We start from the raw sequence: 15,437 nt of genomic DNA on the forward strand, positions 1-15,437 counted from the left end.
TAGTGAAAAAGAAAAGCTCCGGCAAGCCTGAATGAGGCTTGCCGGAGCTTTTTGGCTTATTTCGCTTTGACAACGGTCGGAGACTTCTCCGCATTCTCTTCCTTCGGCGCATAAGTGCGCTTAATGAAGAAACTGATCACGAGCGCCAGAATGGCTAAGCATAAACCAATGAAGAATGCGTCGTGCAAACCAGCCACCATCGATTGAAGCCCTTCGAGCGGCGAGGTTGGGTCCGACGATGTTTTCATGTAATCTTTGGCTCCCGACGACATGATGCTGATGAACAAGGCTACACCAATCGCGCCTGCCACCTGCTGCAGCGTATTCAGAATGGCGGTCCCGTGCGGGTATAGATGACGCGGCAGCTGATTCAAGCCGGTCGTCTGCGCCGGCATCATAACCAAAGACATGCCAAGCATCATGATGATATGAATAAATACGATGCGGCCCTGCGTCCAATCGGATTGAATACCCATAAACATCCAAAGCGCGACGCACATAAGCGCAATGCCGGGAATGACGAGCACTCTTGGACCGAATTTATCGAACAAAATGCCAGACACCGGCGCCATAATCCCGTTGATAATGCCTCCGGGCATTAATGCCAATCCCGATGCGAATGCCGTTAATAGCAGCACTTGCTGCATAAAGAGCGGCAGCATGATCATCGTCGAGAAGAGCGACATCATCATGACCAGCATCAATACAGTAACGAGCGAGAACATCGGATACTTGAAGGCCCGAAGATCCATGATCGGTTCCTTCGAAACGAGCTGTCTCCACACGAAGCAGATAAGGCTGATACCACCGGCAACCAAGCTCCACACCACAACCGGATCCGACCACGAACCACGCTCGCCTGCACTGCTGAATCCGTATACAATGCCTCCGAAGCCGATACACGATAGAAGAATGGATAAAATATCAATCCGCGGTTTCGTAAGGGTCGATACGTTTTTCATAAAAGCCCAGCCAAACGCCACCGAGAACACGGCGAGCGGAATGACCATATAAAACAGCCAGCGCCAAGACAGATGCTCAACGATCAATCCCGATAAGGTTGGACCGATTACAGGTGCCGTCATGATGACGAGACCGATCATACCCATTGCGCCGCCGCGTTTCTCCGGCGGGAAGATGATCAAGATGACGTTCATCATGACCGGCATCATCAATCCGGTGCCTAACGCCTGAACGACGCGTCCGACGAGCAGTATATCGAATATCGGAGCAACCGCACTGATGATTGTACCAATCAAAAATAGCACCATTGCCCCAATAAACATTTGTCTGGTCGTAAACCACTGCTGCAATAGAGCCGTTACCGGCACGAGCATGCCGACGACGAGCATATAGGCGGTTGCCAGCCATTGCACGGTCGAATCCGCAATATTGAATTCTTCCATCAGATCGGGAAACGCGATATTGAGCAGCGTCTCGTTCAAGATCGCGACGAAAGCCCCGATAATTAGCGCTGCGACGATCGGCCCTCGCTTGATGTTGCTTACATCAATCTCCGCAGCATTTTTCTCTTCACTACCGAAATTCAATCCAAACTCCCCCTTCAACTTTATCTGTCTTATTATATATCAAAGCTAGTCCAATTTTCACCATTCCGAATAAGCTAGTTTCAAAAAAATAGCACCTATAATGTCCTATTCGAAACAGAAATACGATTGAGCATTATGATAACAAATATCTTGCACGATCGTCCCTAGCTGCTCTATATCATGGGGATACTCGCCTTTTTTGACCCATTCTCCGATCAAGTTACACAGAATGCGCCTAAAATATTCATGACGGGTAAAAGACAGGAAGCTGCGCGAATCAGTCAGCATGCCAATGAAACGGCCGAGAAGCCCTAGTTCAGCTAGCGATTTTAGCTGAGCGATCATCCCCTCCTTCGTATCATTAAACCACCAGCCCGACCCAAACTGTATTTTTCCGGCAATGCCGCCACCCTGAAAATTACCGATCATAGACCCGAGTACGTGATTTTGTGCCGGATTAAGCGAATACAGGATGGTCTTCGGAAGACCTCCTTCGCGTTCGATTGCATCCAGCAAACAGGACAACGGCTTGGCTATGGCACTGTCGTTAACCGAATCATAACCGGCATCAGGGCCAAGCCGATTAAATGAAGGCGTATTATTATTTCGAAGTACATTCATATGGTATTGCATCGACCAATTGCGTGCAGCGTACAAATTTCCCAAATAGACGAGAATAGCAGATTTATAGAGCTTCTCTTCGTTTGGATCTATCTTTCCCCCTGCAAGCGACTTAGCAAAGATTGCCGCCGCTTCATCCTTGGTTCCGCCGACGAAGTGAACATCGTTTAATCCATGATCGGAGACTCGGCAACCGGCAGAATGAAAGAAGTCCACTCTGTTTTCAAGCGCCAAGAGTAGACCTTCATAGTCGAAGATGGCAATGCCTGAAGATCGTTCCAGCTTTCTGATCCATTCCAAAAAATGATCGCCGTTAATGTCAAGTCCCTTATCCGGACGAAAGGTTGGCAATACCTTCACATCAAAAGCAGGATCCTGCTTTAATTGGATATGATATTCCAGTGAATCCGTCGGATCGTCCGTCGTGCAGATGACTTGCACATTTGATTTTCGGATGAAATCTCTTGCGCCAAGACTCTCCTCGGTGAGCAGCGCATTCGCTTTCTCCCAGATCATCGGAGCCGTATTGGCATTTAGTGTTTCTTTGATACCGAAATATCGATTCAGTTCTAGGTGAGTCCAATGGTACATGGGATTGCCGATCATCAATGGAACGGTTTCCGCAAAGGCAAGAAATTTATCATAATCGGCAGCGTCCCCGGTTATCAGTCGTTCATCGATTCCGTTAGCCCTCATCAATCTCCATTTGTAATGATCCCCGGCTAACCAAACTTCCGTCATATTGCGATACTTCTTATTGTCATAAATCTCTTTTGGACTCAGATGGCAGTGATAATCAATTATTGGCATTTGTTTGGCGTATTCATGATACAAAGCAGCTGCTATTGGGGTGTCCAATAAAAAATCCTCATCCATAAATACTTTATCCATAGTCATCCTGCTCCTTTATTTTTCTGGTTCGCGATACTTTCCTAGAGCTTCTATCAACCTAGCCAAACCTCAAATAGGCCTTCCGTTACCCCTAGATTGTACATATAGTAAAGTCCGAACAGGAAGCTCACCGTTCCGGCTATTCGGGCTAACGAGGTATTCCACGTTTTATTACGATTGCTGTATACGAACGGAATGCCCAATATAGTCGTAAAGACGAGCATTCCTGCGATTGTTCCTATTCCGAATACGAGTATATACAAGGCGCATTCCCATACGGACGATACCGTTGATAGGGTTAGGATCACCATCGCCGCGCTGCCAGCGAGGCCATGTATGAAACCAATGATCGTCACCTTCCATAATGAGCCCTTCGCTTCGTTAGTAGATTGCGAGACTAAGCCATTCTTTAGAATCAGGCTTTTCACACCTAAGTAAACGAGCATAATGCCTACCAAAAATTCTAGCGACATCGCCCATTTCTCCGGCAATTCCCCTTTCAGCAGGACGAGAACCATGCCGACGACGAACAATGTCGCAGTATGGCCGATTCCCCAAAAAACGCCCGTTAACGTCGAGCGCCAAAGCTTCTTGCTTTTTCCTACCATTGTGGATACTGCAATAATATGGTCGGGTTCAATGGAATGCTTGATTCCTAAAATAAAACCAACCATTAATGCGGAAAACAAACTCATAATCAAGATTCTGTACCTCCTAGAGGTGATGATCCTCTACAAATTAAACTTCTGCCTTGCGAACGGCATCATATACGCTCTTTAGAGGTATGCCATGCGTACTCGCGATATGCTTGCATTCCTCATATTCCGGGGCCCACTGGACGACGTCTCCGCCATAAATGCCTTTCTTGACCGTAACCGGCCCCCATTCCGTCTGAATACTGACAAATTCCCTCTCCAAACGATGAACGGACAACGGGTAATAACGAATGCCTAGAGTCGTTGTCTCGCGGAACAATATGTTTTTCATTTCGTCTATTTTGTGATCCGAGCATAACAGTTGAAGCAGCGTGCCCGGCCTGTTCTTCTTCATATAGATCGGCGTGTAGTAGACATCGTTAGCCCCTTGCGCAAAAAGCAAATCCATGACGTAGCCCAGCCATTCGCCAGGCATGTCGTCCAAGTTTACTTCCATCTTCACCATCTCGTTATCCGTATGCTCGTTCGGTGGCGGCAATTGCTTTCCCATCTGCTTGCTCCTCTACTCCAATTATTCGCCAATCATGACACGAAGCACGTTGGGCTGTTCTTGGAACGTCTTTGTACCTGCCCCGTAGCCGACGAACTCTACATTAAGCGAGGGCATTGGACCGAAGCTTTCCCCGAGAACCGCAACAATTGCCGCGCCCGTCGGAGTCGTTAGCTCGGCTCTAATGTGCGACTGCTCGATCGGTATCCCTTTAAGCATCTCGAGCGTCGCTGGAGCAGGAACGGGATAGATGCCGTGATCGATGCGAATTTTGCCAATGCCGACCGGAACGGCGGAGCAGACAACCTTCGAAATGTGCAGTTGATGAATCAAAATGGCCGCCCCGACGATATCCACGATGGAATCAACCGCCCCGACCTCGTGGAAGTGAACTCGATCTAGCGGAATGCCATGAATTTTACCTTCGGCTTCCCCGATTTTCCGGAAAATCGCTAAAGCGGTTTGCTTGACCTTATCATCCAAAGCCGAATTCTCGATTAAACCAACGATGTCCTTGTAAGCCCGATGCTCATGATGATGATGGACGTGGTGCGAATGATGGTCATGCGTGTGAGAATGTCCATGGTCGTGATCATGGTGGTGATCATGGTTATGAGCGTGATCGTGACTATGTGAATGATCATGGCTATGATCATGTTCATGTGTATGCTCATGTACATGTTCATCCTTGTTCGGCTGTTGAAGAAGCACCACATCGAATTTCACGGCTGTAATGCCGTTTTTGACGACGGTCTCCTGCTTAAGCTCGTACTCGTCGTTGATTTGAAGCTTCTTCAGCTCCTCCTGAAGCAAGTGGAGATCGCCACCAGCGTCGAGCAGCGCGCCGATGAACATATCTCCGCTAATGCCGGAGAAGCAGTCGATATATAAAGTTTTCACTCCTTGCCCTCCCCTTTGTGAATAAGTTGATGGATAAGCGCGGCGTTGTAGCCGCCTCCGAACCCGTTATCAATATTGACGACGCTGATGCCCGAAGCGCAAGAATTGAGCATCGTCAGCAAAGCCGACAGACCGCCAAAGCTAGCTCCGTAGCCGACGCTTGTCGGGACAGCTATAACCGGATGAGACACCAATCCGCCAACCACGCTGGCAAGCGCGCCTTCCATGCCCGCTACGACGACGGAAACCGTCGCTTGCTGAATCTCCTCGGCATGATGCAGAAGACGATGAATGCCTGCAACGCCGACGTCGTAAATACGGTGAACGTTGCTGCCAAGCACTTCGGCGGTAACCGCCGCCTCCTCCGCGACGCTTATATCGGATGTCCCTGCCGCGATAACCGCAATATATCCTTCACGCTTGCTGATTGATTGATCGGAGTTCCTCCAATAGAGAAGCCGGGATGTGCTGTCATAGACATAATCCGGACAAACGCTTTGAATCTCACCGGCTTTCTCTGCCGTAATCCGCGTAATAAGCACTTCGTTGTTTTGCGATTGCAGCGAGGTTGCGATGCCGATAATCTGTTCCGCGGTTTTGTTCTCGCCGTACACGATCTCGGGGAAGCCCTGCCGTTTTTTTCTGTGATGGTCGACCTTCGCGAAGCCGAGATTTTCGAACGGAGTCAATCGCTTCGACGCCTCCTCGACGCTCATGCTTCCGTCCTGCACCTGTTTTAAAATATTTTCCAGCACGCTGTTCACCTCTTCGCGTTATGAGTGGCTTAGAATAAAGGCGCAATGCGGGCTGCCAATTCCTCGTATCGCCCGTAAATCTCTTTGTACTTCTGGCTGTTCTCACCAATAGGAAGAACGGCCTCTCCCATCGGAATATTGTTTTTAATATCCTCGAACCGTTCTTCTTCCCCCAACGCAACCAATGCCGTCCAAGCTGCTCCCCATGCTGCGCTGTGATGGTTCTCCGACACGTAGATCGCGGCGTTAAATACGTCTGCCATCATCTGAAGCCAAATCGGTGAACGGGCCAAGCCGCCGCTCACGTATATTTGCTTCGGAGGTCCTGCCAGCCTCTCCAGCGCCCGACCGATTTGATAGAGATTGAACGTAATGCCTTCCAGAACGGCTCTTACATAATGCGCTTTCGCATGCGTCATCGTCATGCCGAAGAAATTGCCTTTCGCTCTTTGATTCCAAAGCGGAGCCCGTTCGCCGTTAATGTAGGGCAGGAATAGCAGACCTTCGGCCCCCGGAGGAGATTGGTCCGCCTCGGCAAGGAAGCTTTCGTAGCTGCTAGAGTTGTTCAGCAACTGCTTCAACCACTGCAGAGCGATGCCTCCGTTATTCGTTGGTCCGCCTATAATATAAGAATCGTTCGTGAACGAATAACAAAACGTCTCACCGCTTTGACTGACTTTCGCTTCACGAGCGAATTGCCGGATCGCTCCGCTCGTTCCGACCGTTACAGCCACCTCGCCTGGCAAGAGCGCACCGGTTCCCAGATTGGATAGCTGGCCGTCGGCAGCTCCGATTACGAAGGAGATCGATGGCGATAGTCCCATTTGTACAGCGACATCTGCCTTAAGATCTCCCAATAAATTCGTTGGAGGTACAATCTCCGACAGCTGATCTGCAGTAATCCCGGCGAGCTCGAGCAATTCCTCATCCCACTCTAAGGAGGAAGGATTGAACAGGCCGGTAGCCGATGCCATCGAATAATCGATTATTCGTTTGCCGAACCAGCAATGAATGACATATTCCTTAATTGACATAAAGTACGAAGCCTGAAGGTACGCTTCGTCATGCTCCTCTTTCATCCATAGCAGCTTCATGAAAGGCGTCATCGGATGGATTGGCGTGCCTGTCTTCGCATACAGACGGCTGCGTTTCTCATCCGTCATCCGATCGGCTTGCTCCGTTCCTCGGCCGTCCGCCCAAATGTATGCGGGGGATAATGGCAGTCCTTGCTCGTTCACAGGCACTAGCGAGTGCATGGCGGCAGAGAAGCCGATCGCATTAAGCTGTTCTCTGTTTATCGCCGCCTTGCTAACCGCTTCCCTTACGGCTTGAACCGCCAACTGCTCAATTTCGGCGGCATCCTGCTGTGCCCATCCCTGCTGTGGATATTGTGTAACAATCATCCGTTCCCCATGGGAGACGAGATTTCCGATTCGATCGAAAAGGCATGCCTTCACGCTCGTCGTTCCGATATCGAGTCCCATAACATAAGTAGACATGCGATTACCTTCCTTTTTGACAAAATCATCGAGTGTGGATTCGGCTTACAGGTTAAGCGACTTGTTCATGCTGCCGCTCCGGTAGCCAAGCAGATCCAAAGTGACGAACTTATAGCCATATGCCTGCAAACGCTCGACGATTGCCTCGTGGTTGGACAGAACCACCGCCATATCCCCGGGTTCTACTTCAATTCGGGCAATTTCTTGATGCGTTCTCACACGAACTTGACGAATCCGAAGCGATTTCAAATAAGCCTCGGCCCGCTCCACCTTTTGCAGCTTTTCATTCGTAATAGTCTCGCCGTAAGCGATTCGAGACGACAGGCAGGCGAAAGAAGGCTTATCCCACGTCGGCAGCCCGAACGCGCTGGACAGCTCCCGAATCTCCTGCTTGTATAAGCCGGCTTCCAGCAGCGGTCCTCGAATGCCCCTTTCTTTGGCGGCCTGCATGCCCGGGCGGTGCTCATTCATATCGTCGGCGATGACTCCGTAAACGATATTGGCGAAGCCCCTCTCTTCGAGCAAAGGAAGCAAATGGTCGAAGAGGCTGCTTTTGCAGAAGTAGCAACGGTTTTTATTGTTCTCCGCGTATCCGGGAATTGCCAGCTCAGAGGTCGAAATGATCTCGTGTCGTACTCCGATTAGGTCCGCCAGTTGCTCTGCTTCTTTCAGTTCGCTTGTCGGATAGGTCTCGGAATCGGCGGTTACAGCCAGAACGTGCTGCGCGCCTAACGTTTCCACGGCAGCCTTCAGCAGGAACGTGCTGTCAACGCCACCCGAGAAAGCAACGACGACGGACCCCATCTCGCGCAGGATCTCTTGCAGGGCAGCATATTTATCCTTAATCACTTTATAGTCCCCTCTCTAAATCGTCATGCTGCCGAAGCCGCCGTCCACGCGCACGAGCGTTCCGGTGACAAAACCCGATGCTTTGTCCGACGCGAGCCAAACCGCCGCCCCTTGCAGCTCCTCCGGCGTACCGAACCGGTTCATCGGCGTATGTCTCATAATGGAGGCGACGCGCTCCTCGCTTAATATTTTCCGATTCTGTTCCGCTGGGAAAAATCCAGGTATAATCGCGTTTACCCTTATCCCCTGCTCCGCAAACTCGCGAGCTAGAAATTGCGTTACGCTGTTCAAGCCCGCTTTGGAAACGGAATACGTGAAAACTTTGGATAATGGCGTTGTCGACGAAACCGACGAGATGTTAATAATGCTACCTCTCCGTCCTTGCTCAATCATGCGTTTGGCGAAAATTTGGCAGGTAAGGACGATGCCCTTCAGATTTACGTCCATAATGTCGTCCCACTCCTCCATTTCCAGTTCAAAGAACGGCGTAGGACTGTTCTTCCCTGGCGCGTTAACCAGAATATCGCAGCCTCCGGTCCACGCATCGATCTCCGAGGACAATTCGCGGAGCGATTCTTTGGAACCGACATCGGCTTGAAAAGCTTTTGCGCTACCTCCGGCGACGACTATTTCTTCAGCCACCGATTTCGCTTTGTCATAGTTCCGCCCAACGATTGCAACATGCGCCCCGTGAGCAGCCAAGCCTGCCGCCATAGAAGAACCAAGCACGCCGTTGCCTCCCACTACAACCGCCGTCTTTCCCGTCAAATCAAACAAATTAACCATTACCTATCTCCCCCGCTACCGTTAAAATAAGTTGCCTTCGTTATCGAAAGGCAGTTCGTATAAATCCTGGACGATTTCCATCTTGGGATGACGTCGCACGTCGTCCAGCAGCGCTTCGGATACTTCGATCACGCCAAGCTCCAACGTGTTTTTGATCCGTACCATTCTCACTTGTTCAAAATGCAAAATATTGCAGGTCTTGATGGACGCCTGAATCGTCTCTCTGTCATTCGGCAAAGTCGTTGCAATCTTCGTCGGCGCGACCACTGTGGACGTCAAGCCGTTCGCATACGTTTTCTCGCGGTCCATTTTGTCTACCAGCCGTTGCGTCGTGAAATCGGCCGTTCCAACGCCGTTGGCGTTGCCTTCGCTCTGATGGGTCACATCCAGTACCGCCATTTTGTTCACGTCAGGTCCGCCATGCGCGTACGGCGTCGGATAACGTCCTGTAATGTTCGGATCCATGCCGTCTCCGCTAATGTTTTTTCCGATCTGATCGATAATGAGAACATCAAGCTGGTCAAAATAAAGCTTAGGCAGCAGCGCCTTGGCCTGAACGAGCAGCGCAGGCTCGTTTTCCACAATTTCCTCAGGAGTCATCGTTTCGATAAGCGCCACTTTATCGAACGCATTTTCGACCGAGGCGACGCCAAATAAGAACGGTTTGTGCTCCATAATCATCTTGGCCATTGCCGGTACGTTCTCGGCCATATATTTAAATCCGAGCTGGTGGCAAGCTTCCGCTCCTTTTTGCTTGCCAAGCCCTATGCTTATCATCTTCATCATGCCGCTCTCCACCTCGCCTCGGAACGCCGTATGAGGCTTGATTCGATTAATGACAACCATTCCGTCTGCGGCAGCGGCGAACTGATCGACATATACGGGTAATCCGTTAGGCAGCTCGCCAATCTTGACGACCTCCATCGATGACCGGATCTCGCAGCCTACCGTCTCCTTTGTAATACCAAGATGCGCCAGCACCTCGCGCTGTCCCTCCGCCGTCGCGCCGCCATGACTGCCCATGCTAGGTACGATGAACGGCTTCGCGCCGGCGTCTTGCAGAAACTTCACGGTAACGGCCGTTATCTCCGCGAGTCTGTCGAGTCCTCTGCTTCCGACTGCAATCGCGATTTCCATGCCAGGCTTTACTTTTCCGGCAATAGCCTCGCGCTGCAGTTTTGGCAGCAACTCATTGGCCAAATCATCGATACGGGTCTCGTCGAAATTCACTTTAACCTTCGCCATTTTCGGTATCGGAATATCTTTCACAAGCTCCTGAAGAATCCCCATTATGATCTCGCTCCTTTTCTAGTCCGCTTAACTTACGTTTGATCTTATCGTTATTGACGTCTGATTATTATGCGTTCATAATTAATTCGTTTACTAAACTAATTAATTATAGTAATAATGTATCAACCCTCAAAATCATTGTCAATTCTATCTTTTGCCTTTAGTCGTAGGTTTTTCATGCTCCATGTTATACTATATGATAGCTTATCTATTCGTTCGGATTTGGAGGATTATGTATTGATGGTTACTGGTGATGCATCCTATATCAAAAAAATGAACCGTTCCTTGATTATGAAACATATTTTGCAAGAAGGAATGATCTCCCGAGCTGAACTATCCAAGGCAACCGCCTTAACACGAGCAACCATTTCGGCCCAGGTCTCCGATCTGCTGGATGAAGAACTGCTTATAGAGAAGAACATGGAATACAACCTCGTCGGACGCAAGCCCATCATGCTTTCGATCCATGCGGAGGCCGGTTATGCGCTTGGTATCGATTTGGAGGTTGGACGGGTCACGTTCGCAGTTGCCAATCTGCAAGGCTCGATCGTAGCAACGGATACGATTCCGCTTGAATCGACATTGTATGAGGACATTTTAAACCTGCTCCTTACTTCGATTCGATCCTACCAGGAACGGTATGCATCCTGCAGGTATGGTATTGTCGGAATCGTTATCGGCGTTCACGGTCTCGTATCGACTGAAGAAGTCATTCACTACATTCCCTCGTTCGATTGGCATGACGTAGCGTTAAAAAACGATCTCGAGAAGACGCTTGGGGTCGTGGTGCACCTGGAGAACAACGCTAATCTGAGTGCGTTCGCGGAGCGTACTTTTTTCCATCACGAAACGGATAATTTGCTATGCGTTACGTTATACTCAGGCATTGGCTTAGGAATGATGATTAACCATGCTTTCTTCCGCGGGCAAGACGGTTTTGCCGGCGAGATCGGCCATATGATTATCGTTCCGGACGGTCACCCATGCAGTTGCGGCAATAAAGGCTGCTGGGAGAAATACGCTTCCGAAGCAAGTGTCTTTGGGCAATTAAGAGCGGATAAGCACGGCGCAGCTGTTACATATGAACAAATAGATCGTTGGCTAAAGGAAGGCGATACCGAAGTCCATGAAGCCATGAAGACGTATATTTACTATCTGTCCATCGGGTTAAATAACATTATCAACATCTACAATCCCGAGATCATCGTGCTGGATAGCGAGTTATTGCGCCTTTACCCGAATTCTTTGGGGGAGATCCGTCAACATATGCATTCCCGAATCAGTCATTACCGCGAAATGGAACTATCCGCAACCGGAAAGCAGTCTTGCGTACTTGGTGCATGCGCCCTTGCGATCCAGAAATTTCTCCAAGTCCCCACTTTGAATTTACGCCAAGGTTAGATCATTTGGATTGAACAGAACAAAGGCCTTGGCCCTAGCCAAGACCTTTGTTCTCCTTAATACACCGTCCCCTTGACGAAACTCGATTCGTCCGAAACCGATTAAAGTGCTTCAGCCTTCGATTCAAAACTACACTTTTTTAATAATGGTGAGTTCTTTATTAATGGCGAATAAGAGCTTGTCAGGGAAATTTTCCGGCGCCATGCCTGCCAGCATGTCAATCGTAAAGCCTTGCATCATGGGGTATTGCGGCACGTCCCTGAAACCTTCTCCAATAAACTTATTCAGGACTATTTCCGCATCTTTATTCGCGAACAACTCTTTAAAGGTGCAACGGGTGGAATACACATCGTCTGTAATCTGTAACTCCGCTAATTCTTCCTTGCTCGTTTCGGGGAGCTCGAACCAGTTTTTGGCTTCTTTCCCTTGGTCCGCAACCTGCGGCGCCTCATAACTTGCATTCGCTTCTTCCACCTTACTAAACCGAGCAACATCTTGATAGGTTACAAGATCTTCACTTGCCACTGCACGGATTTCATTCACGCCCTCTGCCAGCACGACATTCTCGAAGACAAAGACCTTCTCTTCACTCGATATAGATTGCAGCTCTTCGCCATTCGAATAAAGCGTAACCTTATTGCAATTTGAATAGACTTTAACCTGTATGCTGTCCTCCGCCCGGTCCACAAAGCGCTTGCTCGTAATATGGACGAATTTCTCGTCGGACCAATGGGCTTTGTACATATAGAAAGCATCCTTCTTAATCTTTCTATCGTAGGTGACCAGCCCTTTGTTATTCCGTCCTTTGACTCCGCCCTCGTCCCTTATATTGGCTCCAAAATCAAACATATTCCATACATACGTTGCCCAAAGGAACGGTTTTTTCTCGAAAATTTTCCAAGCGACCTCATGATACAGCGCGTGGTATTCTTCCGTGTAGTCCTTCACCTTGGGCTCAGCGCTGTGGTATTGCACGATCCCTTCTACGCCGTATTCGGAAATACATAGCGGTCTGTCGGGATTGATCTCATGGAACTTGTCTATCCACGGATCAAAATCTTCTGTCTTGCCGTGATACCAGCCGTAATACTTATTGTAGCCGACCACGTCCGTCATGCGGTTGAATTCGTCTCGCTCGTCGACGAATAGAACGTTGGCCATCGTCGTCAGCCTTGTAGGGTCTTCTTTTTTGGTCAATTCGTTTAACTCTTTAACGAGCCTCCTAACCTCCGGACGCTCTCCGCCGATTTGGATTTCATTTTGCAGCCCCCAGAATATGATCGAAGGGTGATTGAAGTTTTGTTTGATCAGTTCCAGCATCTGCTGCTTGGCATTAATCCCTTCCACTTCGTTCTGAGACATAATCGAAATGAAAGGTATTTCCGCCCATACGACCATGCCTTCCTTGTCGCACAAATCGTAAAAGGTTTGGCTGTGCTGGTAGTGGGCGAGCCGAAGCGAAGTCGCACCGATTTCTTTAATCAACTCCATGTCTTCGACCTGCTCTTGTTCCGTTATAGCCCAGCCCATATCTTTTCTGTCCTGGTGTCTCGATACGCCATGCAAAGGCAAATGCTCGCCGTTCAAGAAGAAACCTTTCTCGGAGTCGACATGAAAGTACCTAACGCCGAACGGAATCGCGATTTCATCCACCGTATCGTTAAAGCTAGTCATTGAAACCGTTGCCTGATACATATAGGGATTTTTTCTTCCGTGCCAAAGAATCGGATTGTCGATAACGCAAGCCAGCGTTTCCGTTCTTGCCTCGCCTGCGGCCAAGACGACTTCCTTGGCAGCATAAGTTACGCTGCCTCCATCTGCATCCGCAATATTTGCCCAAAGTCTAACCTTTTTCTCTTCGTCGCTGTCATTTACCAATCTGGAATCGATTTTGAGATGGGCCTTTTCTTTCGACACCTGTTCCTGCACGATATAAACGCCGCTCGAACCGTAATCCATCGCGTCGAAATGAACCGGATTCGTTACAATGATGTTGACGTCGCGGTAAATGCCGCCATAGAAAGTAAAGTCCGCTTTCTGAGGATATACGTCGTCCACGACCGTATTATCGACCTTAACGGCGATCACGTTCTTCGATCCGAAAGTAAGGCCCTCTGTAATGTCGAACCTGAAGGTGGAGTAACCGCCTTTGTGCTGACCCGCATGCCGTCCGTTCACATAAACATCGGTTATGCTATTAGAACCGTTAAATTCGATAAATACTATCCTTCCCTCATCGGAAGAATCAAGGACGAGCTCCTTTCTGTACCAGCACGCGCCTTGGTAATATTCATATCCGTTCGCCCCGTCGACCGCATTCCAGGTGTGCGGGAGACGCACCACGCTCCAATGGTCGTCTTGGAAAGATACGGTTTCAGCCAGCTCTTTATTATTACGTATAAAACGCCATGCATCATTGATCGGACTGATCTTTCTCATTCGATTCGCTCCTTCAGAGACTCTGTCTCTACTTTCTTCTATTTGAAAAAAATCCCCTTACGATACAGAAGCGGATTCCGCGCCTGCCTTCGTTAAGGGGAACGATGTTCCTCGTTTAATAGGCCGTCCAGCCCGCATCCGCGGTAACTGTCGTGCCGTTGACAAAGCTGGAATCGTCGGAAGCCAGGAACAGTGCAACCTTCGCAATATCTTCCGGTTGACCTAAGCCTGGGTTGATGCCCATTCCGATCTGCGCGCGCTCCGCGCCGAACAGATTCGGTGCCGTTAAGGACATTGCGATATTCGTAGCGACCGCGCCTGGCGCGATCGCATTGCAGCGAATGCCGTGCGTCGCATACTGGAAACCGACGTTCTTCGTAAATCCGACGACGGCATGCTTCGAAGCGGTATAGGCAGCGCCCGCCCGGGAACCGAACAAGCCGCCGGCCGAAGCGATATTCACGATGACGCCTTTCTTCTGGCCGATGAAGATAGGAAGAACTTTCCGCGTCGTCCGCATCGGACCAGTCGTGTTCACGGCGAACACCTTGTCCCATAGCTCGTCCGTCAAGTCCCCCGCAGGAACGAAATTGTCCATGATGCCGGCATTGTTGACAAGAATGTCCACCGTTCCGTACGTTTGAACCGTAGTGTCGATCAAGCGCTGAACGTCTTCTTCGACGGATACATTCGTTGCCGCCGCGATAGCCGTTCCGCCTTTCGCTTCGATTCCCTCGACCACTTTGCCGGCATTATCGACGTTCACATCGGAAACGACCACTTTCGCGCCTTCTTCGGCGAAGAGCTCCGCGATTGCTTTGCCCATCCCCGATGCCGCTCCCGTGACGATCGCTACTTTACCCTTAAGTTTCATCTATTCAACCTCCTTAGTTCCGACACATCGAAATACCCGATTATTTATCATTTATTGTTCAATAGCAGCCAAATCGGCAACGATGAGTGCCAGTGTTTCCGCAGACACGCCTGCTTGAGGGAATGCTGCCAATTGGCTTAGCGAGAACCCTCCAGCCATTCCGGTCATCGGATTAGTCGAAAATCCAGGGAGATGCTTGTCCACCACGGCTTTCGCCGCATCATTCGCCAACAAATCTCCTACTTTGGAATTTTGATCGAATTTCATTGTCGTATTCACCTCCTTAAGTCATGCGATAGTTTGCTTGCTAACTATAATGATATCCCTTTGATCCAAGCCGGACTAACGGTTAGACGACATCTCGAATGACACTTTC

The 15,437-nt window shown here is 49.6% G+C and carries 12 protein-coding genes and 1 pseudogene; 1 reads left to right on the forward strand and 12 read right to left on the reverse strand.

Translation table 11 applies throughout. The annotated features are described in order from the left end of the window. Window positions 1–56: 56 nt before the first annotated feature. From AC0YN0_RS26470 to AC0YN0_RS26510, 9 genes and pseudogenes are all read right to left on the reverse strand, one after another. Window positions 57–1,514, reverse strand: coding sequence for a DHA2 family efflux MFS transporter permease subunit (locus AC0YN0_RS26470; protein ID WP_475824133.1), 1,458 nt, complete (start codon window positions 1,512–1,514; stop codon window positions 57–59). A gap of 141 nt (window positions 1,515–1,655) precedes the next feature. Further along, entirely contained in the window at window positions 1,656–3,062 is a 1,407-nt protein-coding gene (uxaC, locus tag AC0YN0_RS26475) for a glucuronate isomerase (protein ID WP_475823964.1), read from the reverse strand. Between the two features lie 53 nt (window positions 3,063–3,115). Further along, window positions 3,116–3,763: an urease accessory protein UreH gene (locus AC0YN0_RS26480; protein ID WP_475823965.1), complete on the reverse strand. Its 648-nt coding sequence runs from the start codon at window positions 3,761–3,763 to the stop codon at window positions 3,116–3,118. Between the two features lie 37 nt (window positions 3,764–3,800). After that, window positions 3,801–5,168 (reverse strand): annotated as a pseudogene (gene larC / locus AC0YN0_RS26485) (nickel pincer cofactor biosynthesis protein LarC). Continuing rightward, entirely contained in the window at window positions 5,165–5,923 is a 759-nt protein-coding gene (larB, locus tag AC0YN0_RS26490) for a nickel pincer cofactor biosynthesis protein LarB (RefSeq protein WP_475823966.1), read from the reverse strand. The pseudogene larC and the gene larB overlap by 4 nt, the downstream one beginning before the upstream one ends. Window positions 5,924–5,952: 29 nt before the next feature. Next, window positions 5,953–7,422, reverse strand: coding sequence for a gluconokinase (locus AC0YN0_RS26495; protein ID WP_475823967.1), 1,470 nt, complete (start codon window positions 7,420–7,422; stop codon window positions 5,953–5,955). Between the two features lie 45 nt (window positions 7,423–7,467). Continuing rightward, a complete protein-coding gene (larE, locus tag AC0YN0_RS26500; protein ID WP_475823968.1) occupies window positions 7,468–8,271 on the reverse strand; it encodes an ATP-dependent sacrificial sulfur transferase LarE in 804 nt (267 codons plus the stop codon). 15 nt (window positions 8,272–8,286) lie between these two features. After that, entirely contained in the window at window positions 8,287–9,057 is a 771-nt protein-coding gene (locus tag AC0YN0_RS26505) for an SDR family oxidoreductase (RefSeq protein ID WP_475823969.1), read from the reverse strand. Window positions 9,058–9,078: 21 nt separating this feature from the next. Beyond that, window positions 9,079–10,347 carry a nickel pincer cofactor-dependent isomerase, group 22 gene (locus tag AC0YN0_RS26510; protein ID WP_475823970.1) on the reverse strand — a complete coding sequence of 423 codons (1,269 nt, stop codon included), beginning with the start codon at window positions 10,345–10,347 and terminating at the stop codon, window positions 9,079–9,081. A 240-nt stretch (window positions 10,348–10,587) separates the two neighbouring features. Between AC0YN0_RS26510 and AC0YN0_RS26515 the strand changes: the two genes are divergently transcribed. Further along, window positions 10,588–11,748, forward strand: coding sequence for an ROK family protein (locus AC0YN0_RS26515; protein ID WP_475823971.1), 1,161 nt, complete (start codon window positions 10,588–10,590; stop codon window positions 11,746–11,748). A gap of 129 nt (window positions 11,749–11,877) precedes the next feature. Here AC0YN0_RS26515 and AC0YN0_RS26520 read toward each other — a convergent pair whose 3' ends face one another. The 3 genes from AC0YN0_RS26520 to AC0YN0_RS26530 all read right to left on the reverse strand — a co-directional run bounded on the left by AC0YN0_RS26520 (window position 11,878) and on the right by AC0YN0_RS26530 (window position 15,328). Continuing rightward, on the reverse strand, window positions 11,878–14,187 hold the full coding sequence (locus tag AC0YN0_RS26520) for a glycoside hydrolase family 2 protein (RefSeq protein ID WP_475823972.1): 2,310 nt from the start codon (window positions 14,185–14,187) through the stop codon (window positions 11,878–11,880). A gap of 115 nt (window positions 14,188–14,302) precedes the next feature. After that, window positions 14,303–15,061, reverse strand: coding sequence for an SDR family oxidoreductase (locus AC0YN0_RS26525; protein WP_475823973.1), 759 nt, complete (start codon window positions 15,059–15,061; stop codon window positions 14,303–14,305). Window positions 15,062–15,112: 51 nt separating this feature from the next. After that, entirely contained in the window at window positions 15,113–15,328 is a 216-nt protein-coding gene (locus AC0YN0_RS26530; RefSeq protein WP_442049599.1) for a hypothetical protein, read from the reverse strand. Between the last annotated feature and the right edge of the window lie 109 nt (window positions 15,329–15,437).

The organism is Paenibacillus sp. J22P218 (assembly GCF_056269195.1).